27 protein-coding genes and 1 riboswitch are annotated in these 24,935 nt (G+C 65.3%); of the genes, 15 read left to right on the forward strand and 12 right to left on the reverse strand.

What is annotated here, in order from left to right:
- The first annotated feature begins 32 nt into the window (after positions 1-32).
- Positions 33-1,538, forward strand: a complete 1,506-nt coding sequence (locus tag ACTIIH_RS00825) for a DUF222 domain-containing protein (protein WP_441450061.1) — start codon at positions 33-35, stop codon at positions 1,536-1,538.
- Here ACTIIH_RS00825 and ACTIIH_RS00830 read toward each other — a convergent pair.
- The gene (locus ACTIIH_RS00830) at positions 1,525-1,755 is read right to left on the reverse strand and encodes a hypothetical protein (protein WP_441450062.1); all 231 of its coding nucleotides are present in this window, start codon (positions 1,753-1,755) and stop codon (positions 1,525-1,527) included. The two genes, ACTIIH_RS00825 and ACTIIH_RS00830, sit on opposite strands and share 14 nt — an antisense overlap.
- A 103-nt stretch (positions 1,756-1,858) precedes the next feature.
- Entirely contained in the window at positions 1,859-2,503 is a 645-nt protein-coding gene (locus ACTIIH_RS00835; RefSeq protein ID WP_441450063.1) for a mismatch-specific DNA-glycosylase, read from the reverse strand.
- A gap of 23 nt (positions 2,504-2,526) precedes the next feature.
- Here ACTIIH_RS00835 and ACTIIH_RS00840 point away from each other — a divergent pair, with 23 nt between their 5' ends.
- Positions 2,527-3,042: an SRPBCC family protein gene (locus tag ACTIIH_RS00840; RefSeq protein WP_441450064.1), complete on the forward strand. Its 516-nt coding sequence runs from the start codon at positions 2,527-2,529 to the stop codon at positions 3,040-3,042.
- On the opposite strand, the gene moeB is transcribed toward ACTIIH_RS00840, so the two are convergent.
- The 4 genes from moeB to thiO form a co-directional block, all read right to left on the reverse strand.
- A complete protein-coding gene (moeB, locus tag ACTIIH_RS00845) occupies positions 3,013-4,293 on the reverse strand; it encodes a molybdopterin-synthase adenylyltransferase MoeB (RefSeq protein ID WP_441450065.1) in 1,281 nt (426 codons plus the stop codon). The two genes, ACTIIH_RS00840 and moeB, sit on opposite strands and share 30 nt — an antisense overlap.
- Positions 4,290-5,057: a thiazole synthase gene (locus tag ACTIIH_RS00850; protein ID WP_441450066.1), complete on the reverse strand. Its 768-nt coding sequence runs from the start codon at positions 5,055-5,057 to the stop codon at positions 4,290-4,292. The genes moeB and ACTIIH_RS00850 overlap by 4 nt, the downstream gene beginning before the upstream one ends.
- Position 5,058: 1 nt before the next feature.
- A complete protein-coding gene (thiS, locus tag ACTIIH_RS00855; RefSeq protein WP_441450067.1) occupies positions 5,059-5,316 on the reverse strand; it encodes a sulfur carrier protein ThiS in 258 nt (85 codons plus the stop codon).
- On the reverse strand, positions 5,313-6,473 hold the full coding sequence (thiO, locus tag ACTIIH_RS00860; RefSeq protein ID WP_441450068.1) for a glycine oxidase ThiO: 1,161 nt from the start codon (positions 6,471-6,473) through the stop codon (positions 5,313-5,315). Before thiO ends, thiS begins: the two co-directional genes overlap by 4 nt.
- Positions 6,463-6,565, reverse strand: a riboswitch (TPP riboswitch). (Overlaps the previous gene by 11 nt.)
- An 11-nt stretch (positions 6,566-6,576) precedes the next feature.
- Between thiO and thiE the strand changes: the two genes are divergently transcribed.
- On the forward strand, positions 6,577-7,260 hold the full coding sequence (gene thiE, locus ACTIIH_RS00865) for a thiamine phosphate synthase (protein WP_441450069.1): 684 nt from the start codon (positions 6,577-6,579) through the stop codon (positions 7,258-7,260).
- Positions 7,257-8,222, forward strand: coding sequence for a ketopantoate reductase family protein (locus ACTIIH_RS00870; protein ID WP_441450070.1), 966 nt, complete (start codon positions 7,257-7,259; stop codon positions 8,220-8,222). Before thiE ends, ACTIIH_RS00870 begins: the two co-directional genes overlap by 4 nt.
- Here ACTIIH_RS00870 and ACTIIH_RS00875 read toward each other — a convergent pair.
- Positions 8,176-8,751 carry a histone deacetylase gene (locus tag ACTIIH_RS00875; protein WP_101553845.1) on the reverse strand — a complete coding sequence of 192 codons (576 nt, stop codon included), beginning with the start codon at positions 8,749-8,751 and terminating at the stop codon, positions 8,176-8,178. The genes ACTIIH_RS00870 and ACTIIH_RS00875 overlap by 47 nt on opposite strands.
- A gap of 238 nt (positions 8,752-8,989) precedes the next feature.
- Between ACTIIH_RS00875 and ACTIIH_RS00880 the strand changes: the two genes are divergently transcribed.
- The gene (locus ACTIIH_RS00880) at positions 8,990-10,246 is read left to right on the forward strand and encodes an alpha-hydroxy acid oxidase (RefSeq protein WP_101553846.1); all 1,257 of its coding nucleotides are present in this window, start codon (positions 8,990-8,992) and stop codon (positions 10,244-10,246) included.
- A 7-nt stretch (positions 10,247-10,253) separates the two neighbouring features.
- On the opposite strand, the gene ACTIIH_RS00885 is transcribed toward ACTIIH_RS00880, so the two are convergent.
- Complete coding sequence (locus tag ACTIIH_RS00885) at positions 10,254-10,862, reverse strand: TetR/AcrR family transcriptional regulator (RefSeq protein ID WP_441450071.1); 609 nt, start codon at positions 10,860-10,862, stop codon at positions 10,254-10,256.
- A gap of 123 nt (positions 10,863-10,985) precedes the next feature.
- Here ACTIIH_RS00885 and ACTIIH_RS00890 point away from each other — a divergent pair, with 123 nt between their 5' ends.
- The 3 genes from ACTIIH_RS00890 to ACTIIH_RS00900 all read left to right on the forward strand — a co-directional run bounded on the left by ACTIIH_RS00890 (position 10,986) and on the right by ACTIIH_RS00900 (position 14,947).
- Complete coding sequence (locus tag ACTIIH_RS00890; protein WP_441450072.1) at positions 10,986-12,305, forward strand: FAD-dependent oxidoreductase; 1,320 nt, start codon at positions 10,986-10,988, stop codon at positions 12,303-12,305.
- 106 nt (positions 12,306-12,411) lie between these two features.
- The gene (locus tag ACTIIH_RS00895; protein WP_441450073.1) at positions 12,412-13,890 is read left to right on the forward strand and encodes an amino acid permease; all 1,479 of its coding nucleotides are present in this window, start codon (positions 12,412-12,414) and stop codon (positions 13,888-13,890) included.
- Between the two features lie 100 nt (positions 13,891-13,990).
- Positions 13,991-14,947: an ABC transporter substrate-binding protein gene (locus ACTIIH_RS00900; protein ID WP_441450074.1), complete on the forward strand. Its 957-nt coding sequence runs from the start codon at positions 13,991-13,993 to the stop codon at positions 14,945-14,947.
- 36 nt (positions 14,948-14,983) lie between these two features.
- On the opposite strand, the gene ACTIIH_RS00905 is transcribed toward ACTIIH_RS00900, so the two are convergent.
- Positions 14,984-15,442 (reverse strand): NUDIX hydrolase, encoded by a 459-nt coding sequence (locus ACTIIH_RS00905; RefSeq protein WP_441450075.1) that lies wholly within the window; start codon positions 15,440-15,442, stop codon positions 14,984-14,986.
- Positions 15,443-15,536: 94 nt separating this feature from the next.
- On the opposite strand from ACTIIH_RS00905, the gene ACTIIH_RS00910 reads away from it, so the two are divergent.
- The 6 genes from ACTIIH_RS00910 to ACTIIH_RS00935 all read left to right on the forward strand — a co-directional run bounded on the left by ACTIIH_RS00910 (position 15,537) and on the right by ACTIIH_RS00935 (position 20,879).
- Positions 15,537-16,325: an alpha/beta fold hydrolase gene (locus ACTIIH_RS00910; protein ID WP_441450076.1), complete on the forward strand. Its 789-nt coding sequence runs from the start codon at positions 15,537-15,539 to the stop codon at positions 16,323-16,325.
- Between the two features lie 72 nt (positions 16,326-16,397).
- On the forward strand, positions 16,398-17,306 hold the full coding sequence (locus ACTIIH_RS00915) for a sulfurtransferase (protein WP_441450077.1): 909 nt from the start codon (positions 16,398-16,400) through the stop codon (positions 17,304-17,306).
- Positions 17,306-17,791, forward strand: a complete 486-nt coding sequence (locus ACTIIH_RS00920) for a SufE family protein (protein ID WP_441450078.1) — start codon at positions 17,306-17,308, stop codon at positions 17,789-17,791. The genes ACTIIH_RS00915 and ACTIIH_RS00920 overlap by 1 nt, the downstream gene beginning before the upstream one ends.
- 96 nt (positions 17,792-17,887) lie before the next feature.
- A complete protein-coding gene (locus tag ACTIIH_RS00925; RefSeq protein WP_441450079.1) occupies positions 17,888-18,955 on the forward strand; it encodes an iron chelate uptake ABC transporter family permease subunit in 1,068 nt (355 codons plus the stop codon).
- Between the two features lie 86 nt (positions 18,956-19,041).
- The gene (locus ACTIIH_RS00930; protein WP_441450154.1) at positions 19,042-20,055 is read left to right on the forward strand and encodes a FecCD family ABC transporter permease; all 1,014 of its coding nucleotides are present in this window, start codon (positions 19,042-19,044) and stop codon (positions 20,053-20,055) included.
- A complete protein-coding gene (locus ACTIIH_RS00935) occupies positions 20,052-20,879 on the forward strand; it encodes an ABC transporter ATP-binding protein (RefSeq protein WP_441090504.1) in 828 nt (275 codons plus the stop codon). The genes ACTIIH_RS00930 and ACTIIH_RS00935 overlap by 4 nt, the downstream gene beginning before the upstream one ends.
- On the opposite strand, the gene ACTIIH_RS00940 is transcribed toward ACTIIH_RS00935, so the two are convergent.
- Genes ACTIIH_RS00940 through ACTIIH_RS00950 form a run of 3 tightly spaced genes read right to left on the reverse strand, consistent with a single transcriptional unit; the run spans position 20,870 to position 22,707 of the window.
- Positions 20,870-21,910, reverse strand: a complete 1,041-nt coding sequence (locus ACTIIH_RS00940) for a DUF808 domain-containing protein (protein WP_441450080.1) — start codon at positions 21,908-21,910, stop codon at positions 20,870-20,872. The genes ACTIIH_RS00935 and ACTIIH_RS00940 overlap by 10 nt on opposite strands.
- Complete coding sequence (locus ACTIIH_RS00945) at positions 21,911-22,231, reverse strand: META domain-containing protein (protein ID WP_441450081.1); 321 nt, start codon at positions 22,229-22,231, stop codon at positions 21,911-21,913. It lies immediately after the preceding gene.
- Positions 22,228-22,707 (reverse strand): META domain-containing protein, encoded by a 480-nt coding sequence (locus tag ACTIIH_RS00950; protein WP_441450082.1) that lies wholly within the window; start codon positions 22,705-22,707, stop codon positions 22,228-22,230. The genes ACTIIH_RS00945 and ACTIIH_RS00950 overlap by 4 nt, the downstream gene beginning before the upstream one ends.
- A 246-nt stretch (positions 22,708-22,953) precedes the next feature.
- On the opposite strand from ACTIIH_RS00950, the gene ACTIIH_RS00955 reads away from it, so the two are divergent.
- On the forward strand, positions 22,954-24,882 hold the full coding sequence (locus ACTIIH_RS00955) for an LPXTG cell wall anchor domain-containing protein (RefSeq protein WP_441450083.1): 1,929 nt from the start codon (positions 22,954-22,956) through the stop codon (positions 24,880-24,882).
- Positions 24,883-24,935: the final 53 nt, after the last annotated feature.

Here is a 24,935-nt window from a genome sequence, read left to right on the forward strand (position 1 = left end):
TCATGTCAGTGGCGACCGATAGTGTTTTGGTCATGGAAGCAGAGCAGGTTCCAGACGTTCTCACCGAGATCCGTCGGTGGCGTGTCAGTCTGTCCGAACTTCCCCCGGCGAAGACCGAGGAAGAAGCCATCGATCGCATCACTGCACTCGAGGAACTCGCGTCGGCGAGTGCGGCCGCGCAGGCCCGTGAGACCCTGACGTTCGACATGCTCCGCCGCAATCGCGAAGCCGAAGACGGTGTCGCCAGCAAGAAGCAGGGACGTGGCCTCGGAGCCGAGGTGGCCCTGGCGAGGAAGGTCTCGCGCTCCCGCGGAGACGCACTGTTGAAGTTCTCCCGGACTCTGCTCATGGACCTGCCGAGGACGTTTGCGGCGATGAAGGGCGGAGACATCTCGGAAGAGAAAGCGCGGATTGTTGCCAAGGAGTCCGACTGGCTGCCGAGGGAGAAGAAGCATGAGCTTGATGAGTGCATGGCCGAACGCCTTTCCGAGGTGGGTGTCAGGCGACTCGGCAACGAGGTGCGAGCGCTTGCGCAGAAGCTCGACCAGCAGGCCGCGGTCGACCACTTGGAACGCTGCATCGAAGAGCGTTCGGTGAGTGTGCGTCCGGCTCCGGGGAACATGGCCTACCTGACCGCGCTGCTGCCGATGCCGCAGGCGGTTGCCGCTTTTGCGAACCTGACGAAATCGGCACAGTCTGTCATCGCCACGGGTGAAGCCGACGGTCGCTCGCAGAGTCAGATCGCGGCAGACCTGCTGGTCGAACGCCTGACCGGGCAGGAATCGGCCAAGGCCGTGCCGACGGAGGTGCACCTGATCATGCAGGCGAGCAGTCTGTTCGCACCGGGGGAGGAATCGGCATGGTTCCCCGGAGTCGGACCGATCCCGGCCGAGGTTGCCAGGGATTTCGTGGCCGAGAACGATGCTGCGGTGTTCCTACGTCGCCTGTACACGCGGCCGGAGGACGGACAGCTTGTGCGGATGGATTCTCGCCGCAGGGAGTTTGCCGGACTGCTCCGGCGCATGATTGTTATGCGTGATGATGTGTGCCGCTCGCCCTGGTGCGACGCGCCGATCAAGCAGGCCGATCACGCGGTCTCCTTCGCCACCGGCGGAGACACCGAATGGGAGAACTCCTCCGGCCTGTGCGCGGCCTGCAATTATGCGAAGGAACTCGCGGGGTGGCGGCACAGGGCAACGCCGGATGCGCTCGAAGTGGTCACGCCCACGGGCCACCGCTACCGCTCGCGCACCAAACCGATCAGCGAGCCCGACCCGGGCCTGGTCGGCGGCGAGAGCGTCGCCGAGACGACTGCTCCGCCGGGTATCCTCGCAGGAACCGGTCCGCCGAACCCGGCAGTCGATTCCGACCCACCAACTGTTGAGGGCGGACCAACACCACCGGCCGCCACGGTCGAAGACAGCACAGCTGCAGGTCCTGTAGCCGCAGACACCGCACCCGGTTCTGGTGCGCCTGCGTCGGGCGAGTCGTCTGCATCCGGCGAAGCGCCTGCATCAGGAGAGGTCAAAGGGTGCTGACGAAGGTCCCGACGACCAGCAGCGGCGGATCTTCCTGCCGTGGCGGTTCATTCGCCGGGCTGAGCAGCCGCCACCGCTGAGAATCGGCAGCACCACCATCAGCGTTGATGTCTACGACGGGGACTTCGAGCAGCTGAGCCCGGTCGAGGAGCTGCTGCTCACCGGCATCCGGGAGCATGTCGGAACCCGGCGAGCCGAGGCAGCGGCTGGAGGCCATGGTGGCAGCCAACCTGCATTCAGCTATTCTTTCCACAATTCTGCTGGGCGGAAGTCCAAAGACGAATGAACGTGCCCCCCATCCTCGACAACGGGTCTCCGTGTCAGTCGTCGATGCTCTCCCACACCTCGCGCCATATCCGGGCGAGGTCGGCGACCTGGTAGTGGGCGTTGAGCCCGCTGGGCTGCGGCACCACATGCAGAGCCACCTCATCGGGCCACCCTTCGATCAGCGTCGTATCCTGCTGACCGAGCTGAGCCTTCGGCTGTGCGAAACCAGTCCTGAACGCGGTGATCCCGGCGATCGCCACGGCACGGGGGCGGACATCGGAAAGACGACCGATGAGGTGGGCCGCCCCCTCACGCAGCTCCTGCCGAGAGAGTTCGTCGGCCCGGACAGTGGCTCGCCCGATGAGGTTGGTCAGGCCGATGCCGCGACGAAGCAGCTGCTGTTCATCCGCAGGCTCGAGCCCATGAGAGGCATCGACCTGGTGGTCGGTCAGGCCCGCCTGATGCAGAGACGGCCAGAACCGATTGCCGGGACGCGCGAACGGCGCATTCACCGCAGCCGTCCACAGCCCCGGGTTGATGCCGACGATGAGCAGCTTCAGCCCTGAGGAATCGCTCGGCAGAATATCGTCGATCGCGTTCGGATCATCCGTCGCGAAATCCGCAAGGTCATTCTTGGTCGGTTTGCGACCGCCCAGAGGCGATGGCCGACGATTGCTGACGAAGTTGTGCTCACTCACACCTTTCACACTACCGTCGCACCATGAGCCACGATCATGTGACCCCACGACCCGGAGAGTCCGCACCCTTCCATTTCGAGGACAGGTGGATCGTCGACGCCGGAATCGAATCGGTGTGGGCTGTTCTCGAACGGGTCGACCAGTGGCCGGGGTGGTGGCCGGGACTGACAGCAGCCGAAAAGGTCGGAGCAGCACAGGCTGACGTTGACGCCGCCGATCTGCCGGTGACCCCAGGCAGCCGAGCCCGCCTTCTGGTCCACGCCCCGATCGGGTGGTCCCTGCGCTTCTCCATCGAAGTCGACGAGGTCGACGCGCCCCATCACATCCGCTTCCGGGCGAATGGTGATCTGCGTGGCGAAGGCCGATGGACTCTGACCGCCTCGGCGGGCGTGACGACAATCGATTCTCTGTGGTGTGTGACGACGGGCACAACGATCATCAGAGCGATGCGACCGCTGTCCGGACTCATGCACGGAGCAGTGATGAGAGCCGGCGAACGGGGACTGCGATCACGACTGGCCGACCAATCCGGCTCCTGAGCTAAGCGGTCGCTGAGCCGCTGAAGCTGCCGGTTGCTGGTCCCTCTGTTCTGCCGAGGCCCGAGTGACGTCCTCCCACGCATCGATGCCGCCGGCAAGGGAGCGCAGACGGACTCCGGCCGGCACCGAACCGGACAGAATCTGGGCGGCTTCGGCCGACCGGGCCCCGGACTTGCAGTGGATGACGATATTGACCGGTGACCCTGCTCGACCGGAGTCACCGAGCGCCGACTCCAGGGCCTGCCACCCGCCGTCTCGGAGGCCGCCGAGGGGCAGGTGCACCGAGCCGGGGATGACCGCCAGTTCACGTTCCCAGTCCTCCCGCACATCGACGACAAGCACATCGTCTTCGACGGACAGGAATTCGGCGACGTCGATCTCATCCGCCGCAGGCTCTGCCATGCCGCCGCCGTCAAGGTCCGCAGCACAGGCGGCAGCCACCTCGGTGAGATCAGTGACCGGGGGACGGTCGGGATCGGGGGAGAACCGCAGGGTCGAGTACTCCCCGGACAACGCCTCATAACGCAGCAGCCGACCGATGAAAGGGGCACCGATGCCGCAGATGAGTTTGATCGCCTCGGTCGCCATCGCCGAGCCCACGGTTCCGCACAGTACGCCGAGGACCCCGCCCTCGGCGCAGTTGAGCACCGAATCGGGTGCCGGGATATCCGGGAACAGGTCGCGCAACATCGGCCCGTGACCGGGAACGAACGTGCTCACCTGACCGGCGAAGCGGAAGATCGTGCCCCACACCAGCGGGGTGCCGGTGAGTTCGGAGGCATCATTGGACAGATACCGGGTGGCGAAGTTGTCCGCCCCGTCGATGACGACATCGTGTTCACCGAAGAGACCGAGCGCATTCTCCGGGCTCAGCCGTCCCTCGATCGTGCGCACCTCGAGGTTCGGATCGAGCCGGTGCACGGCATCGGCGGCAGAGGTGACCTTCGGTCGGCCCACATCGTCATCCCGGTGGATGATCTGGCGCTGCAGGTTCGACGACTCGACCACATCGTCATCGATGATGGTCAGTTGTCCGACCCCGGCGGCCGCGAGATAGCTGAGCACCGGTGAACCGAGTCCGCCAGCGCCGATGACCAGCACCGAGGCGGCCCGCAGACGCCGTTGTCCCTGAAGTCCGAATCCCGGCAGGCTCAGGTGCCTGGAGTAGCGTTCCAGCTCCGTCCGGGACAGAGATTCCACGGGGTCGACGAGAGGCGGCAGCGACGGAGGAGTGGCGGCAGCGGTGGTCATTGTGCTGCGACCATTCCGTCGAACGGCGATGATGCCACTGCCAACGGTCGTTTGGGGATCCTCCCGGCTCCGGCCGCCAGATGTCCGGCGTCGACGGCCAAAGCCATCGCCCGGGCCATGGCGTGGGCGTCGTGAGCGCGAGTGACGGCAGAAGCCAGGAGAACCGCGGTGCACCCGAGCTCCATCGCCAAGGCGGCGTCCGAAGCGGTTCCGACACCGGCGTCGAGGATGACGGGCACCTGCGCGCGGGAGACGATGGTCTCGATGTTGTGAGGGTTGAGGATGCCCAGCCCACTGCCGATCGGAGCACCTGCCGGCATCACCACGGCCACCCCGGCATCCTCCAGACGTTTCGCCAGAGCCGGATCATCGTTCGTATAGGCGAAGACCGTGAACCCGTCGAGGACGAGCTCCTCGGCGGCGGTGAAGAGCTCGACGGGGTCCGGGAGCAGGGTGTCCTCATCGGCGATGACCTCGAGCTTCACCCAGTTCGTCTCCAGGGCCTCCCTGGCCAGTCGGGCGGTGAGCACGGCATCACGGGCCGTATAGCAGCCGGCGGTGTTCGGCAGCACCCGGATTCCCAGACGCTGCAGCATGGTGAACACCGAGTCCCGGGACTCGGCGTCGAAGCGGCGCATCGCCACCGTGGTCAGCTCGGTTCCCGAGGCCACGAGGGCGTCTTCGAGGATGCTCAGGGAACTCGCCCCACCCGTGCCCATCACGAGGCGAGACGACATCTCCACGTCATCGACCATCCAGCTCATCTCAGCCTCCCTGCACTGCGGTGACGATGTCGACGGTGTGCCCGTCGGCCAGGGCGAACCCGGACCAGGCACCGCGACGGATGACCTCGCCGTCGACGGCCAGGGCCAGCCCTAAGCGTCCGCCGTCGGCCGGTGTCCCATCGGGATTCAGCTCCCGTCCGGTGACCTCGGCGATGAGGTCGAGCGCCGAGGTGGCACCCGGCAGCTCATGATTGTCGCCGTTGAGGACGATGGTCGGTGGGTGGTCGCGATCGGTCATGAGTTGCTCCTCATCGGGTAGGCGGTGGTGTGGTCTGTGGTGAAGCGGAGTGGGGACACGGACTCGAGCGTCCCGTCAGGAGGCCAGTCGGAGGCAGCACCCAGGGCGAGCTCGGCGCCGAGCCGGCCGCCGAACGGGGCCAAGAGGATGCCATGGCGGAAGTAGCCGGTGCTCACGACGCAGCCGGGATCGATGCGCCCGATCATCGGCAGGTCGTCGGGCGAGCCGGGCCGGGCTCGGGTGGTGATGTCGGTGATCTCCGCGTCGAGGATGCCCGGGACCAATCGCTGCCCGTCAGAGAGCAGCCGGTGGATCGCCCCGGCAGGGGTGCCGGAGAGCCCGTCCTCACGGGAACTGGCACCGAGCACGATCTCACCGTCGGGGCGTGGGACCAGGTAGACGGGGCGACCGTTGACCAACCCGCGGATGGTCCGATTCAGCAGGGGAGTCGCCTCGGCGGGGGCACGCAAGCGCAGCACATCACCCCAGACTTCCCGGATCGGCAGCGGCGGGGCACCGGCGATCTCGGTGGTGGCGCTGCCGGCGCAGACGACCACCTGATCGGCTTCCAACCGGCGTCCGTCTCCCAGTGTGACGCCGGTTGTCGCCGCACCATCCCCCAGCAGCTCGGCCACTCGCTGCCGGATGAGCAGCGACTCTGAACCAGCCGCAAGCGCAGACAGCAGTCCCGCCGATACACGACGCGGATCGATCGAGTGATCACCGGGAATGTTCACAGCCCCGGCCACGGCAGGCGACAGCGACGGTTCGATATGGCGGGCAGCACTGCCGGTGATGAGCTCGGTGGCGAAACCCGATCGCGATTGTGCTTCGCGCAGTTCCCGCAGAGCCTGCAGATCAGCCCGGTCACCCGCACACACCAAGGTCCCGGCATCTGTGAAACCGAGATCGGTGCCGGCGGCGCTCGCCACCTCGGCGGCGAATTCCGGAAACATCTGAGCCGAGGTCCGCATCAGCGGATACAGGGGAGTCTGTCCCCAGACCACCTCGGCGGCGGGAGCGATCATCCCCGCGGCGGCATGGCTCGCCCCCTGGGCGGGGGCAGGATCGATGATGGTGACTTCGGCACCGAGACGGCGCAGATACCAGGCCGTGGACAGGCCGATGATCCCGGCGCCGACGACGATGACTCTCACAGCTTCTCCCTCCGGCGGCATGATCCGCATCAGGTCTGACGGTCGGCCTTACGCCCTCTCAGCCTCGTTGGGAGGCTCCCGCGAACTCCTCTACTCTATGACCATGACCACACAGATGCCACCGCGCACCGCAGCGCGGCAGACGAAGAGAGCCTGGAGGCAGGCCCGTTTGGCCGAAGCGTCGCTCTACCTGTGCACCGATGCCCGGACCGCTCAAGGCGACCTCGCCGAGTTCCTCGACGCCGCCTACCGTGGGGGAGTCGACATCATCCAGCTGAGGGACAAGAGCCTCGAGGCCCGCGCCGAGATCGCAGCATTGGAAGTCCTCAGGGATGTCGCCGCACGCCACGGCAAACTCTTCTCCGTCAACGACCGCGCCGATGTCGCGCTGCTGACCGACGCAGATGTCTTCCACGTCGGTCAGGGAGATCTCACCAGCAGTCAGGCCCGGGCCGTGCTCGGGCCCGACGTCATCCTCGGACGCTCCACTCATTCCCTCGAGCAGGCGCTCGCCGCCGAGGCGGACCCGGAGACCGACTATTTCTGTGTCGGACCGGTCTGGGAGACCCCGACGAAACCCGGCCGTGCCGCTGTGGGGACGGCACTGCTGACCGCCGCCGCCGCCGAGGCGAGCAAACCGTGGTTCGCGATCGGCGGCATCGCGGCAGGGGAGAGGCTGGACGCGATCCGGCAGGCGGGCGCGAACCGTGCCGTCGTCGTCCGTGCGATAACCTCGGCAGACGACCCCGCTGCGGCCGCACGGGAGCTCAAAGAGGAGTTGGAATGACCCCAGCAGCTGACAGCGCATCCGACACAACCGGTGCAGGTGCCGACCTGTCGATCCTCATCGCCGGGGCAGGGGCCACCGGTGGGGCGTTCGGCACCTATCTGCAGGAAGCCGGACGCGATGTCACATTCCTGCTCCGGCAGGCACGGGCCGCGAGGGTCCGCACGGAGGGACTGCGCTTCACTGCGCCCGGTGATGATCGGACGAATCAGGTCGATGTCATCACCGCTGAGGAGCTCGCAGCCGCACCACAGACCTTCGACCTCGTCATCGTCGCGGTCAAAGCAGGCGGCCTCGACTCGGTCATCGCCGATATCGGACCGGCTGTGGGCGAGCAGACGACGATCATCCCGTTCCTCAACGGTATGGCCCAGATAGAGAAGCTGCAGTACAGGTACCCCGGGCAGGTGCTCGGAGGGTTCGTCAAGATCGTCGGCACCATCAGGGACGGAGCCGTCGTCCAGCTCACCGACCTTGCGGTGATGACCATCGGCGACCTTCACGCCGCGGCCGTACCCACGCGAATCTCCGCGGCTCTCGACGTCCCCGGATTCAAGCTCCAGATCGTCGACGGAATTATCGACGGGCTGTGGGAGAAGTGGACCTTCATCGCCGCGGCGGGAGTCGTCACATGCCTGTTCCGCGCTCCCGTCGGGGCGATCATGGCGGCCGGCGGCAGATCGCACGTGCATGCCATCATCGACGAACTCGAAGCCGTGGCGACCGCGGCCGGACACCCGGTGTCGGAGGCCTCCCACGACATGACGCTGCAGATGCTCACCGCGGACGGTTCGGCCTTCACCTCATCCCTCTACCGGGATGTGACGGCAGGGCTGCCGAGCGAAACGGAGCACATCCTCGGCGATCTGTCGGCCAAGGCAGAGGAGTTAGGAGTCGCGACTCCGCTGCTCGACCTCACGCTTGTGCAGCTGCGGGCCGGGGAAGCCCAGAAGCGGCTCTGACCTCGGCCGTGCCCGTGCGCAGCATCGCCAGATACGGCTCCTGCGGCTGAGTGTGTTCGATGTCGGTCGAACTGTGGGCGGCGGTGAATGTGACCATGGGGACGTCGTCGGCATCATCGAGGGCGAGCAGCGTTTCGTAGCCGCCCGGACCCAGAGAATGGGAGCTGCCTGCCGGCAGGTCGAAGACGAGGCGTTCGAGCGGACTGTCGGGCTCGGGCGGACGGTTCATCTCCTGGGCGGCCACATCGGCGAACTGTTCGGCCGTGATGAGGTAGGCCTTGGCCGGGGTCGGTCCGGGGGCGGAATGATCATAGAAGGCCATGCCGCCGCCCCACACCGTCGATTCGCCGGCGAAGTAGATCGTTCCGGGCAGTTCGATCCCGGCTTCGGCGCGGGGAAGTGTGCCGTCTCTGGCGCCCGGGTAGGTCACCTTAGCGCCGGGCGGTCGCCCGCCCTGCAGATAGCAGGCGAGCCGATCGCGAGCCATGTTCGATCCGTAGCTGACGTACCACACATGTGTTTGAGACATCCCCTCCATCATGACATCTCGGGCTCGGAGTTCGTCGGATCGGCATCCGCCGCGTCCGGCGCGTCGGCTGCGTTCGCCTCCGCTGCGACTGAGGCGGCGAACGGCTCTTCGTCTCGGTCAGCTCCGTCGAAAAGGCGATCAGCTCCATCTTCGATAAACTCGGCCTCCAGGCAGGGGAGACCATGAGCCGACGTGTCGCGGCAGTGCTCGCCTACCTCAACCGAGAACGAGGAGAGAAATGAAGCGCCGACTGCCCGATCTGAGAGAACTCGCCCCCTTGCTGCAGTTCGACCTGCCCCGACTCGACCGGGTTGCAGCCAGATTGGAGTCGGCCGCGGACATCTGGGACCTTCGCCGCATCGCCAAGCGCGTGACACCGACCGCACCGTTCGACTATGTCGACGGTGCGGCTCTGGATGAGCGGACCCTGGCGAAGAACCGTGAGGCGCTCGGCACCGTCGAGCTCCTTCCCCGCATCCTCCACGGCGTCGATGCGCCGGATACGTCGACGACGATCGCCGGCGCCCGAGCCCGGCTGCCCTTCGGCATCGCCCCGACCGGCTACACGCGTATGATGCACTCCGCAGGCGAGGTCGCCGGAGTCCGAGCGGCGGCGAAGGCCGGAATTCCGTTCTCGCTGTCGACGATGGGCACGACCTCGGTCGAAGACGTCGCGCAGGCGGCACCGGATTCCACCCGGTGGTTCCAGCTCTACCTGTGGAAGGACCGGCAGCGCAGCCTCGACCTGATCCAGCGGGCCGCCGCCAGCGGATACGAGACCCTGCTGGTCACCGTCGACACCCCGATCACCGGTCAGCGTCTGCGCGATCACCGCAACGGGCTGACGATCCCGCCCCGTCTGACACTGGGAACGATCCTCGACGCCTCCTATCGTCCCGGCTGGTGGTTCAACTTCCTCACCACCGAACCGCCGAAATACGCGTCGCTGTCGAACACCTCCCAGTCCCTGGCGGAGATGACGAAGACGATGTTCGACCCGACCCTCGACCTCGATGACCTGCGGTGGATCCGCGACCAATGGAACGGACGCCTGTTCGTCAAGGGGATCCTCACCGCCGAGGATGCCCGGCGCGCCCGATCCGTCGGAGCCGATGGACTCGTCGTCTCCAACCACGGCGGCCGCCAGCTCGATCGGGCCCCCGATTCGCTGACCTCCCTGGCCGAAGTCCGTGCGGAGGTCGGACCGGAGATGGAGCTCATCTTCGACTCCGGCATCATGTCCGGCACCGATGTCGTCGCCGCGCTGTGCGCCGGAGCCGACTTCGTACTCATCGGCCGGGCGTACCTGTACGGGCTCATGGCCGGCGGCCAACGAGGCGTCGAGAGGGCGATCGCCCTCATCCAGCAGGAGATCCTCACCGCCATGGGGCTCATGGGCGCCCGGAGCATCTCCGATCTGGGCCCCGACCTCGTCCGCGGCCTGCCTCAGTCACCGGTCTCGGACCGGGAGCTGCCGGTCGTCGACTCTGTGTGAGCCCGTCTCAGGCACTCAGCAGACGCGTGAGCAGCCTGAACTGATGGACTGAGATCTCCTCAGGGCCGACGGTTGGGCTATCGCTTTCCGTCAGGTGCAGAGCCCATTCGTCGAACGTCCGCAGCAGTGAGAACACCGCCAGAGTCTGGAGCTCGAGCGGACACTCGACATCGATCGTTGCGGCTTCACGTCCGGCGATGAGCACGGCGCGCACCCATTCTTCGACGCGGTCGGCAAGGCGTCGCACAGCCGGACTGTCCGTATTCGCATAGACGATGTGCCACAGGAGCGTGAGCTCAGGGCTGCCGGGCCATGTTCGCGCAATGTCGTCCCAGACCGAGCGCGCACGGTCCCAGAACCCGTCCGAAAAGCTGTCCGGAGCAGGCGGAGTCCAGAACCCGCGGGCAGCCGCAGCGAGATCGGTGACGACGAGGGCGAAGAGGTCGTCCTTCGAGTCGACGACATGGTAGAAGGAGCTCTTGCTCATCCCGCAGGTGGAGATGATGCGATTGAGCGACGCCTCCTCGAACGTCCGCGAAGCGAATTCTCGCGCGGCGGCATCGATGAGCGCGGCGCGCTTCTCGGGGCGCATACGCGCCAACGCAGTCTCGGACACGCCGTCAGTGTAGCAATGCTCGACACGATTGTGGACCATGCGGTCCACTCGGTGATACCGTGTGTGGACCAGCCGGTCCACTTGGGTCGGCACACTGGAACGGCCCGACGAAGGAGACCACGCATGATCATCGCGGCAATGGTCGACGACCAGCTGAAGCACGTGAGCCCGGAAGAGCCGCGTATTCTCATCGTCGGAGCCGGAATCGCCGGCATCACCCTGGCTCAGCTCCTGCGGGCCCGCGGGATGCACCCGGTCCTCATCGACCGGTCGCCGGATTCCCGTCGGATGATCGGTGACAACCGGGCCGGATACATGCTCGCACTCATGCCCATGGTCGATCCCATCATCGACGAACTCGAGTGCCGGGAGGCTTACCTCGGGGCCAGCGTCGGCATCGATCGCTATATCGCCCATGCGCACAACGGAAAAGTCCTCCGACAGGACCACCTCGGTGATCTGCTGGCCGACTTCGGCGACTATCGCGGAATCTCCCGCTCCGCATTGCTCGACGTGCTCACCGACGACGACTGCCCGATCGCCTTCGGCACCACAGTGACCGGACTGTCCGACGACGGTGCCACTGTGAATCTGGTCCAGGACAGCCGATCCGAACAGCACCGTGGGCGACGGCAGCGGAACCTGGGTCAGGAGGCAGCACTCGCATTCGATGCCGTCGTCATCGCCGACGGCATGAACTCCCGCACCCGCAGACTCCTGACCGGTGGGCCTGCCGCAACCGCCACGAGCGAATCAGGCAGCACTGCCGCTGCCGTCTCCGGCGAGACCTCCCCGGAGTCGTCAGTGGACACGACCTGGGGCGGATGGGTCTGCTGGGCCGAGGCCGATGGTGATCAGAGCGCCGTCGATGAGATCTGGGGCGATGGATTCTTCCTCGGCATGTACCCGGTCAAGGGAGCCGTCGGAGTCTTCCTCGGTTGTCCCGACACCCGGCAGCCGCTCGGCCCCCGGCGACTCGCAGCCGAGGTTCGCAGGCGGCTGTCGGTGCTGACTCCGCGGATCGACGCCTGCCTCACCGCGGTCGAGGAGGCCGAAGCGCCGTTCTTCTGGCCGCTGCGGGATTCCCGGGCATTGAAGTGGAGCCATGGTCGCACCGTTCTGCTCGGCGATGCGGCCGCAGGGTTCCTTCCGACTGCCGGAATCGGCGCCGGTATGGCGATGGAATCGGCCGGGGTGCTCGCCGACGAACTCTCCGCCTCAGCGGTTGGGACGAGCGCAGCCGCCGCACTCGAACGCTTCGAAGCCCGCCAGCGGCCACGTGTCGAGGCTGCTCACGACAACTCGCGGTCCCTGGCCCGGCTGATGTTCGGCCGGTCCCGGCTCTTCGCGTTCGTCCGCGACCAGGCGTTTCGCGTCATCAGCATCCGGTCGGCGCTCAAGCCGATACTGCAGCTGCTCGAATCCCCGCCTCGGCGGATGTGACCCTCCTCCCACCCGGCGCCTGCGGCGGCCGGGGCCGACCCCGATTGTGGTAGGAATGGCCAGGGTCCTCGTGCGCGGACCTGCCGAACCACGAACGAGGATGACCATGGGAATGCCAGCCGCCTCGGCGAACGACGAACGCCGACTCCGACGGGGACTGAAGTCTCGCCACCTGCAGATGATCGCCATCGGCGGCGCAATCGGCACCGGACTCTTCCTCGGCTCCGGCGGCACGATCTCACAGGCCGGCCCCGGCGGCGCCCTGCTGGCCTACGCCGCGATCGGCATCATGGTCCTCTTCGTCATGCAGTCCCTCGGTGAGATGTCAACCCATCTGCCGGTGGCCGGATCGTTCCACACCTACGGCACCAAATACGTCAGTCCCTCATTCGGCTTCGCCATGGGCTGGAACTACTGGTTCAACTGGGCGATCACCCTGGCCGCCGAACTCGTCGCCGCCGGCGTCATCATGTCCTTCTGGTTCCCCGACGTGCCGTCATGGATCTGGGCGGCGGTCTTCCTCATCCTGCTGGCCGGACTGAACTTCCTGTCCGCAAAGGCCTTCGGCGAAGGCGAATTCTGGTTCGCGGCCATCAAGGTCACCGCCGTGCTCGCCTTCCTCGTCCTCGGTGTGCTCATGATCGCCGGCATCCTCGGCGGAACCGCACCCGGGGTGAGCAACTGGACGACGGGAGAGGCTCCGTTCGTCGGCGGATGGGTGTCGGTCATCAGCGTCTTCATGATCGCCGGGTTCTCCTTCCAGGGCACCGAACTCGTCGGCGTCACCGCGGGGGAGTCGGAGAACCCGCGCAAGGACATGCCGCGCGCCATCCGCACCGTGTTCTGGCGCATCATGCTCTTCTACATCGGCGCCATCGCCGTCATCGGCTTCCTCCTGCCCTATACCGACCCCTCCCTGCTGGCCTCGGCGAACAATGAGGACATCACGGCCTCACCGTTCACCCTCGTCTTCGAACGCGCCGGCATCGCCGTGGCCGCCGGAATGATGAATGCCGTCATCCTCACCGCCATCCTCTCCGCTGGCAACTCCGGCCTCTACGCCTCCACCCGCATGCTCTACGCCATGGCGAAAGAGGGAACCGCGCCGAGGCTGTTCGCCCGCCTCAGCGAACGCGGAGTCCCCGTCATGGCACTTCTGGCCACCGCCATGATCGGACTCTTCGGATTCCTCACCGAGATCATGGGCGACGGTGGGGCCTACACCTGGCTGATCAACGTCTCCGGGCTCTCCGGCTTCATCGTCTGGGTCGGCATCGCCTGGTGCCACTTCCGGTTCCGCAGGGCCTATGTGCGACAGGGCCATGCCGTCGCGGACCTGCCGTACCGGGCGCCGCTGTTCCCGATCGGCCCGATCATCGCGCTGATCATGCTCCTCGTCGTCATCATCGGCCAGAACGTGCAGGCGATCGTCAATGGGCAGCTGCTCCAGGTCGGCAGCGCCTATGCCGGGCTTCCGGCGTTCCTGCTTCTGTGGCTCACCCACCGCATCGTCACCGGTCGGTGCTCACGCATGGTCGCCCTCGATGAGATGGATGTCGAGGGGCTCGAGATCAAGGCTTCCTGATCCCTTGATCGATCCCTCGCCGAGGCGGCCGCGCGGGGACGATCACGACATCCGGAAAATGAGTTAAGCTAGGCTCGCCTAACTACCCAAGAAGGATTCCATGCGCCGTATTCTCGCCCCCGTGATCGCCTCAGCTCTCGTCCTCGCCGGCTGCGGCGGAGGAGCAGATTCAGCCGAGGAGGCCTCCGGGCCCACCGTTGACACGAAATTCGGTGCCGTCGAGGTGCCCGCCGACCCACAGAAGGTCGTGGCTCTCGGGTGGGGAGACGCCGAGACCACCCTGGCGCTCGGAGTCCAGCCCATCGGTGCCTCCGACTGGGTCGAATTCGGCGGCAAGGGAGTCGGTCCGTGGGCCGAGGACCTCTATGATGAGGCGCCGGAGATCATCGCGACGATGGAACCCGAGTATGAGGCCATCGCCGCGCTCGAGCCCGATGTCATCCTCGACACGAACAGCTCCGGAGAGAAAGAGCGCTACGACCGCCTCTCCGAGATCGCTCCCACGGTCGGAGTGCCAGAAGGCGGCGACAACTACCTGACGACGATGGACCAGCAGGTCGAACTCGTCTCCCAGGCGCTCGGCAAGGACAACGACGGGAAGAAGCTGCTCGACGACCTCGACAAGACCTACGCCGTTGCGCGCGAAGCTCATCCGGAGTTCAAGGACAAGTCCGTGACAGTGGCAGCGAAGACCTCCGAGGGCTGGGGTGCCTACGTCGAGGAATCAGGTCGCGTGCAGGTCATGAAGCAACTCGGCTTCAAGCAGTCCGAGACGATCGCCGAAATGAAAGCGGACGGCTTCTCCGTACCGATCTCCGAGGAGAACCTCGACCAGCTCGACGCGGACCTGCTCCTGACGTTCCCGATCTACATCGAGGACAAGGACGTCACCGAGGATGCTGCCTACAAACGCATTCCTGCCGTCAAGGACGGGCACGACCTCGTCCTGACCAGCGATAATGACGACATCCGCAAGGCATTCTCACTCAACTCGATCCTCTCGGCCAAGTACACCGCGGAGGAGCTCCCGCGACTCATCGCCGACAAGGTGAAGTAACGGGAGGTCGTGCTTTTCTGCGCAGTCGCGCGGAACTCACACAGCGGCGCGCCACGCTTCCAGCCCGATGTCGATGATGCGGGCGTGCCGCACTTTCTGAAGCGAATCGATCGGCAGCCATTCCGCCCGATCCGTCGTCCCATCGACCTCGAGCGTGCCCAATGTGCCGCCGGTGATCCGCGCCTCGTAGACGACCCGTACGCCTTTGAAGGGACGATCCGTCGAATCGCGGAAGATCGGATTGCGACGTGCTTCCGTGAAGGAATGCGTGGTCAGAGGGCGGACGATCTCAGCGTCGAACCCGGTCTCCTCCTTGATCTCCCGGACCGTGCCGGCTTCGATGCTCTCGTCGAACTCGATTCCGCCGCCGGGCAGCGTCCAGATCGCGTGCAGTCGGTCCTTTCCGCCGTTGAACCAGCTGAGGAGGATTTCGTCGTCGTCATTGACGATGACCGCATAACCGGCAAGTCGGGTGTCATATTCGGAGAAGTGCATGACCTCACCCTACCCGCGCTGTCAGCCGATGCCGACGAGACCGGAGTCGTTGGGTCGCACTGGCGGAAACTCACCTGAGCGATAGGCTGGGATCGTGACCACCATCAACAGCACTCGAATCGGCGAATCCGGGCGCCTGGTCGTCTTCCTCCACGGCCTGTTCGGCCGAGGCAAGAACTTCACCCGCATCGCGAAGGACATCGAGCCCGAATTCTCCAGTCTCCTCGTCGACCTGCCCAACCACGGTGAGTCCGAATGGACCGAGACCTTCGACTATGTCGAGCTCGCCGATGCCGTGGCGGCCCATATCGCCGAGGCGGTCGACCCCGACGACCAGCCCGTGCACTTGGTCGGGCATTCCCTGGGCGGCAAGGTCGCCATGGTGCTCGCCCTGCGCCACCCGGAACTCATCGACCGCCTCGTCGTCGTCGACATCGGTCCCAATGCCGGCGGGTCCACCGGAGTCTTCGACCGTCTGCTCTCCAGCCTCGCCGCCCTCGACCTCGACCGGATCGAATCGCGAACCGACGCGGATGAGGCGCTGCGGGACCCGATCCCCGAGGCGGCGATCAGGGGATTCCTGCTGCAGAACCTGCGCCCCACCTCAGCGGGGTATTCCTGGCAGCCCAACCTCGCGTTGCTGCATTCGAGCCTCGACGTCATCGGGGACTTCCCGGACATGGGCGGTGCCGTCTTCGACCATCCGGTCCTCTGGGTCGCCGGTGAGAAATCGGACTACGTCGACCGTGACGACCTTCCGCAGATGCGCCGTCTGTTTCCCCGCACCACCCTTCTCACCGTCAAGGGTTCGGGGCATTGGGTGCATTCGGAGAAGCCGCGGGAGTTCGTCTCAGCACTGACGGCATTCCTCAGCCGCCCCTGAAAAGGAATATGCTGAACGCGCTCGACGTTGCCACAGCGGGCACAATTGGACTCAATCTCTCAGGAGGAATGCGTGAGCACTTCGATCCCGGCCGATCCCGCAGAGAAGTTCGCCGAATACGCGGACGGAACCCGACTGGTCAGCACCGATTGGGTGGCTGAGCATGCAGGCGATCCCGGACTCGTCATCGTCGAAAGCGACGAAGACGTGCTGCTCTACGAGACGGGGCATATTCCCGGAGCGGTCAAGGTCGATTGGCACACGGAACTCAACGACACGGTCACCCGTGACTACGTCGACGGCGAAGGATTCGCCGCACTCATGTCCTCCAAGGGCATCTCCCGCGATGACACCATCGTCGTCTACGGCGACAAGTCCAACTGGTGGGCCGCCTACGCGCTGTGGGTCTTCACTCTGTTCGGCCACGAAGATGTTCGCCTCATGGACGGCGGTCGCTCGAAATGGCAGGCCGAAGGCCGCGAGATGACCACGGACAAGCCGCGCCCCGAACCCACCGAATACCCTGTCGTCGAACGCGACGACTCGGTCATCCGGGCCTTCCTGCCCGAGGTTCGCAACAGCCTCGGCGATGTGCCGCTCATCGATGTGCGCAGCCCGGAAGAATACACCGGCGAACGCACCCACATGCCTGCCTATCCGGAGGAGGGCGCACTGCGCGGGGGTCATATCCCCGGCGCGAAGTCGATGCCCTGGGGCAAGGCGGCCAACGAAGACGGCACCTTCAAGTCCGCCGCCGAACTTAAGGAGCTCTACACCGAACAGGCAGGGCTGGGCGCCAGCGACGAGGTCATCGCTTACTGCCGGATCGGCGAGCGCTCCAGCCACACCTGGTTCGTCCTCAAGCACCTCCTCGGGTACGAGAACGTGCGCAACTACGACGGCTCCTGGACCGAATGGGGCAATGTCGTCGGCGTGCCTATCGTCACCGGAGCCGAACCCGGAGAGGTGGCCGGACGCTGATGAGCGAGACGACGACACCCAAGACCGACGACCTGCCGGAGGCGCTGGCGGAGATCGTCACGGACTTCGCCGAAACCCCGGCCGACGACCGCCTCCAGGTGCTGCTGGAGTTTGCGACGGACCTTCCCGACCTTCCGGAGAAGTACACGGACCACCCTGAACTGCTCGAGCCGGTGCCCGAATGCCAGTCACCGATCTTCCTCGTCACTGAGGTGGCCGACCCCGAGGCGGGGGAGCGGGCGGAAGTGCGCCTGCACTTCTCCGCACCTCCTGAGGCCCCGACCACGCGGGGCTTCGCCGGGATCCTGCACGAAGGGCTCGACGGAGCCACCGCCGAGGCGATCCTGTCGGTTCCAGCCGACCTGCCTCTGCGGCTGTCGATGTCGGAGATCGTCAGCCCGCTGAGGCTGCGCGGAATGAGCGGAATGCTCTCGCGGATCCAGCGGCAGGTGTCCGAGAGGATCGGCAAGATCACAGCCGAGTGAGACCTCTCTCGCTTGGCTGAGGTGGTCCAGTGGGTTACAGTGTGGTTAGCCTGCCCTTAGTCACCTGACCGCCACCTCACTCAAAGGACCAGCTCGATGACCGGTTCCGCCACCTCCGCCGAGGCGAAACCGCATACCGACACCAGTCATCCGACCGGTGGGAGCCTGCGGATCAGACGAGTGCTGGGCCTGGTCGCAGCGATCATCGCGCTCATCGTCGTGATCGCAGCCTCCTTGGCCATCGGCGCCAGGGACATGCCGATCTCGGAGGTCCTCCGAGCCTTCTTCGCACCCACCGGCAGCGACGATCAGCTCGTCGTCCTCGAACTGCGCCTGCCGCGGACCGTGCTCGGCATCCTCGTCGGAATGGGATTGGGCTTGGCCGGCGGACTCATCCAAGCTCTCACGCGCAACCCGCTGGCCGATCCTGGCATCCTCGGCGTCAATGCCGGAGCGTCCCTGGCGATCACGATCGGGGTCGCGTTCTTCGGGATCTCCTCGATCACCGGATACATCTGGTTCGCCTTCGCCGGTGCCCTCGTCGCCACCGTCGGGGTCTATGTCATCGGGTCCGCGGGCCGCAGCCGCACGGTCGATCCGATCCGCCTGACTCTGGCCGGAGTCGCCGTCGCCGCGGTCCTCACCGGAATGACCAAAGCGATCCTGCTGACCAACGAACGCGCCTTCGATGCGTTCCGATCCTGGGATGTCGGTGCGATCGCCGGCCGTGATTTCGATACGATCACCGCCATTCTGCCGTTCATCGGCATCGGCACCGTGCTGGCTCTGGCACTGTCCCACTCACTCAACGCCGTGGCCCTCGGCGATGATCTGGCCGCCAGCCTCGGCACCTCGGTCAACCGTACCCGAGTGCTCTCCATCATCGCCGTGACCCTCCTGGCCGGAGCGGCCACGGCCGCGGCCGGGCCGATCGGATTCATCGGTCTGATGATTCCGCACATCGCGCGGTGGATCGTCGGTCCCGACCAGCGCTGGATCCTCGGCTACTCACTCGTCCTGGCACCCATTCTGCTCCTGGCCTCGGACGTCATCGGCAGAGTCGTGATGAAGCCCGGCGAACTCCAAGTGGGAGTCGTCACCGCGTTCGTCGGTGCTCCGGTGCTCATCGCCCTTGTCCGTCGAAAGAAGGCGAGCGGCCTGTGAAGACTACCAACCTCGCGGTTCCCGAACGCACCCTCACCGCGCATCCGAACGCACTGCCGGGGGAGAGGGTCGACTTCGGTCGGCCCATGCTGCGCGTCTTCGGATTCCGCATCGACCTGCGGGTCGTCATCACCGCCGGAATCATCACGCTTCTCGCTCTGGCCTGCGGTTTCGCCGGTCTCATGCTCGGCAAGTTCTCGGTGACTCCGACCGAAGTCTTCCAAGGGCTGTTCGGGGCAGCAGACAAGCGCATCGTCAACACCGTCGTCGGAGAATGGCGGGCGCCGCGCATCATCGCCGGAATCGTCCTGGGCGCCGGACTCGGAGTCTCCGGAGCCGTGTTCCAATCGCTGACGCGCAACCCTCTCGGCTCTCCGGACATCATCGGCTTCTCCACAGGGGCCTACACCGGAGGCATCGTCACGATCATCGTCTTCGGCACGAGCTTCGTCTCCACTGCAGCCGGTGCGATCATCGGCGGACTCCTCACCGCCGTGGTCGTCTACCTGCTCACCTGGAAAGGCGGGGTGCAGGGCTTCCGGCTCATCATCGTGGGTATCGCACTCACGGCGATGCTCAACGCCTTCAACACCTGGCTGATCATGCGCGCCGATCTCGAGCTCGCCATGGCCGCTGCCACCTGGGGTGCCGGAACCCTGAATGGAATGGGCTGGTCGACGATCACACCGGCGGCTGTGGCCACCATCGTCCTCGGTCTGGCCTGCGGACTCTTCTCCCGTGATCTCGGCACCCTGGAACTCGGCGACGATACGGCGAAGGCGCTGGGCGTACGCAATGAGCCCATCCGTGCCGTTCTCATCGTCATCGCCGTCGCCCTTGTCGCCGTGGTCACGGCCGCGGCCGGTCCGATCGCCTTCGTCGCGTTGGCCGCACCGCAGATCGGGCGGCGGATCGCGCGGGCGCAGGGCACCAGCCTGCTGACGTCGGCGGCTGTCGGAGCGCTGCTCCTCGTCGCCGCCGACCTCATCGCCCAACATGCGTTCGGCGACATCCAACTGCCCGTCGGCGTGATCACCGTGAGCATCGGCGGCATCTACCTCATCTGGCTCCTCATCCAAGAAGCTCGGAAGGCATCATGAGCAATCCCAACCCCGCAGGCGCAGCCTTCCCGCTGATCGCCGAGAACCTCGACCTGGCCTATGACCAGCGCCAGATCGTCAGCGATCTCGACGTGAGCATTGCCGACGGTAAGTTCTCGATCATCGTCGGCCCCAACGCGTGCGGCAAATCAACTCTGCTGCGGGCTCTCGCGCGACTGCTGCCGCCGGCGAAGGGCACTGTGCTTCTCGATGGGAACAACATCGAGAAGATGAAGACGAAGAAGATCGCCCAGCGGTTGGGTCTTCTCCCGCAGTCATCCATCGCCCCGGACGGGATCACGGTCGCCGAGCTCGTCTCCCGTGGGCGCCACCCACACCAGTCGTTCCTGCGCCAATGGACCGACGCCGATGAAGCAGCTGTGCTGTCGGCGCTGCGCGCAACGAACACCGAAGAGCTGTCCTCACGGCTCGTCGATGAGCTCTCCGGCGGTCAGCGCCAGCGCGTCTGGGTGGCCATGGTGCTCGCCCAGGAGACTTCCCTCCTGCTGCTCGACGAACCGACGACCTTCCTCGACGTCGCCTACCAGATCGAGCTGCTCGACCTGTTCTCGCAGCTCAATCACGAATACGGGCACACGCTGGTCGCCGTGCTCCACGACCTCAACCAAGCCTGTCGCTACGCCGACGAGATCATCGCCATGAAGAACGGTTCGATCGTCGCTCAAGGGGCTCCGGAGACGATCATCACCTCCGAACTCGTCCACGAGGTCTTCGGCATCGACTGCACAGTCATCGACGATCCGGTCACCGGTGCCCCGATGATCGTGGCAGGAGCACCGAAGAAGACCTTCGCTCAGCGCTGAGCCGGAGTCGTCCGGACGACTACGTGCGGGTCTGATCCGAGTGCGGCCTCGCCTCGGCGGGCTTGTGAGGCCCTACCCGAAGTGCTCTTGCCTTTGAAGAGCGCTTTGACTCCGAAGATCACGCCGACGACGACGCCTCCCCAGAGTGCACCGAGGATGAGGGAGAAGAACGTGTTGACCAACCAGCCAAGGAAGCCGCCGATGGCCGCGATCGCGGCGACGGGCACTTCGAGGTGGTGGACGAAGCCGTAGAGGACGTGGAACCCGAGCTCATCGGTGCCGACGAGGATGATGTGGCCGCCGACCCACAGCATGGCGAAGGTGCCCACGACGGAGAGCAGAGCGAGCAGCTTCGGCATCGCCCCGACGAGGAACCGACCGAACTTCTGCTGCCCGGGGGAGTCCTTCTTCGCCATATGCAGACCGATGTCATCCATCTTCACAATGAGCGCGACGGCACCGTAGACGCCGACGGTGATCGCAACGCCGACGACGGCGAGGATGACCGCACGGCTGGTCAGGGACTCGGCGGCCACCTCGTTGAGGGCGATGACCATGATCTCGCAGCTGAGGACGAAATCGGTGGTGATGGCCGACCGCACGACCTTCTTCTCTGCCGCCTTGCCATCGGTCGACTGTTCAGCGGCCGGGGTCTCCTTCTCATGGTGGGCGATCCAGCCGAGTTTCTCGAAGATCTTCTCGGCGCCCTCATAGCAGAGATAGGTGCCGCCGACCATGAGCAGCGGGGTGAGGAGCCACGGCAGGAACTGGCTGAGCAGCAGAATGATCGGGAGGATGATGACGAGCTTGTTGAACAGCGATCCCACAGCGATGCGCTGGATGATCGGAAGCTCGCGTTTCGGGTCGACTCCTTCGACGAACTTCGGCGTCACCGCCGCATCATCGACGACGACGCCCGCGGCCTTCGCACCGGCGCGTGATGCCCCCGCGGCGACATCGTCGAGGCTGGCGGCCGAGAGTTTGACGAGCGCGGCGACGTCGTCGAGAAGTGCGATCAGACCCCCGGCCATCTAACGACCGCCGAGCTTGTGAGTTGGGCCGGGCGGCTGACGGTGAAGGTCGCCGAGGTGGTTGTCCGCTGCATCGAAGAGCCGCAGGCGGTCGCCGTCGGGTTCGACCCTCCTGGCTTTGGGCACCCAGGTGAGCATTCCGGGAGCGGCCTTGAGCGTCATCATCGAGGGCTTGATGATGAAGCCTTCAGCTTCCGTAGACCAGGAAGTGACGAGAGCGTTGGCGCCGTCGCTGCCGCGCAGCGAACCGTCCTCGCAGAACTCGAGGAAGGCCCGGTCGTTCGACTCAGCCACCCAGCGGCCGATGAGTTCCTGTGTCATTTGTTTTCTTTCTCCAGTCCGCCGATGACTTTGCCGTTGCTGTCCATGATCTTCATGACGTCGCCTTCGATGGTCGCAGTTGAGGCCTTGCTCAGCCAGGTGTCGACGCCGGCGCACGCTTTCTGGGTCGACATGAAGGATGCGATGGTGATCTCGTCGCCTTCGATCTTCCAGCTCGTGGCGATCGCATTGCATCCGTCTGATCCTTCGAGCGAGCCGTCTTCGGCGAATTCGAGGAAGGGGTCGCCCTTCTCCGGTGAGGTCCACTTGCCGGTGGGATCGAGGTCAGAGGCCTCTTCGCCGGGCGACGCAGTTTCGCTGATTTCAGTGGGGGAGGAGGAATCGGGATTTCGTGGGTCGTTGCCGGTGTCGCACGCTGCCAGGGGCAAAGTGAGAGCAAGTGCGGTAAGTCCGAGCGCGAGCCTCGAAGCGGGTCTTACGGCGGCCAGGGGACGAAGCTTTGTGTGGTTCGGCATGTCCCTGATCATAACGGCACCGCTTTCGAGCGACCTGGAAGAACACAGGACAGCTTGTGTAGTCCGACTTCTGTAAGTTGTGTTCACCTGCGACATTGATGGTTCTTGCACGACGTCGTGACCAAACCGTAATCTTTCACGCGGTTGGAAATCTGACACCGGAAACTTGAACCGTCGAGTCGCGGCGAAGCCTGTTGACGGGGTCGGGCAATCGAAGCATCGACAACGATCAAGGGAATCAACCTTATGCAGAAGAAACTCGTGCAGAGTTCGCTGGCCATCAGCGCCGCCGCGGCGCTGGGGCTGAGCGGCGCGCTCGTCGCCTCGCCGGCGATGGCTGACAACGCACCGCAGAAGCTGGACCTCCAGAGTGAAGCCCACGTTCAGAAGGCACTGTCCAGTATCGAAGGCGTCAACGCCTACGGCACCGACGGCGGCGAGCTCAGCATCGGCGTTGCCGAGAAGACCGACGAGATCAAGAAGCTCGAAAAGAAGTACCAGAACATCAAGGTCACCGAGGGCGTCAAGGAACTGAAGCCCTACGCGAAGAACGACCTCGTCGGCGGAGCCGGTTACCTCGTCAAGGCCGGCGAGAGCGGCGGAGCTTGCTCGACCGGCTTCTCCGGCTGGGACGGAGACGGCAAGCCCGTCGTCCTCACCGCCGGACACTGCTCGAAGATCATCAACGAGCAGACCAACGAGTTCGATGGCGATACGACGGTTGACCAGACCGAGAAGCCCTCGATCGCCCAGGCCAACGGCGGAGAAGGCTTCCAGGCCTCCGGCGACGGCGTCATCGGCAAGTGGGGCTTCCATAACTTCGGCGGCGACCTGCTCGAAGGCGCCGATGAGGACCAGTGGCCCGACCCCAGCGAGTCCGACATCGACTTCGCCGTGATCAATGTCGACGAGTCGAACTACAACGTCAAGAACGGCATCACCGACTGGACGACTGCTGATTCGGACGACCTGGCCAAGTCGACCACTGAGATCACCGAGGTGGGCGCGCACAAGGAAGGTGCCATCAGCAAGTCCGGTCGTACCACGGGTAAGACCGATGGTGAAGTTCTGCCCCGCTCGGAGTACGACTACGACTACCAGAATGTCGGCGGTCGTTGGGTCCACGGTTTCGGTGTCACCGCTCCGATCGACAAGCCCTTCTCGCGGCCGGGCGATTCCGGCGGTGGCGTCTACCAGGGAAACACCGCTGTGGGTGTCATCTCCGGCGGCGGCGACCTCGATGCGAACACTTCGTTCACCTGGGTTGCCGACCTTGATCACTCGCTCGAGGAGTCCGGTACGGACTTCAATCTCGAGAAGCCCGGCGAGGAGACCCCTGAAGCACCTGCTGCGCCGAAGGCCGAAGACCAGACCATCGAGCCCAACGGCGAGGCCAAGGGCAAGGCCGAGGCCGGTGCTGAGGTCGAGGTCAAGTGGGAAGCAGCTGAAGGCGCCCAGGCGGCCGAGAACGGCTCCGAGACCGTCAAGGCCGACAAGGACGGAAACTTCTCCGTCGAAGGCCCCAAGGCTGAAGGCGACTACAACTTCACTGCGACTGCGATCCTCGATGGACAGGAGTCCAAGACGACCGAATTCGACGTGACCGTTGAGAAGGACGAGTCCGAGACTCCCGCTCCTGTCGAGCGTGAGATCAGCATCGATCCCAAGGAGATCGCCGCTTCTGACTTTGTGCAGGAAGACGAAGGCGTGACCATCACCGTCAAGGGCTTCGATGAGGGCGAGAAGGTCAACCTCGAAGTTGCCAGCGGACCCGAAGGCGTCGAAGGCATCGAGCTGAAAGAGACTGCCAACGAGAACGGTGCTGCCGCATTCTCGATCTACGGCACCAGCGCCGAGAACGCCGAGGCTTACCTCGGTAAGTACGACGTCGAGGTCACCGGCGCCAACGACACCGAGGATGAGTCGGCGCTGACCGGTTCCTTCGAGGCTGTCGCTGACGAAGACGGATCCGGTGGCGGATCCGGCGGCGACGACGGCGGCAACAACGACGACGGTGGAGCCGGCGACGGAAATGACGATGACGGAAACGGTGACGGCGGTTCTGACCTGCCTCGCACCGGTGCCGAGCTGACCGGCCTCGCTGCCGGAGCCGGACTGCTCCTTGTGGGCGGAACCGCAGTCGTTCTGACGATGCGTCGCAGGAACAACAACTGAGTGCAGTGCCGCTGAACGTCTGACGGTCTGCTGAACACTCACTGACGGTGCCC

The sequence above is a fragment of the Brevibacterium sp. genome (assembly GCF_052105255.1).
Lineage (GTDB): Bacteria > Actinomycetota > Actinomycetes > Actinomycetales > Brevibacteriaceae > Brevibacterium > Brevibacterium linens_B.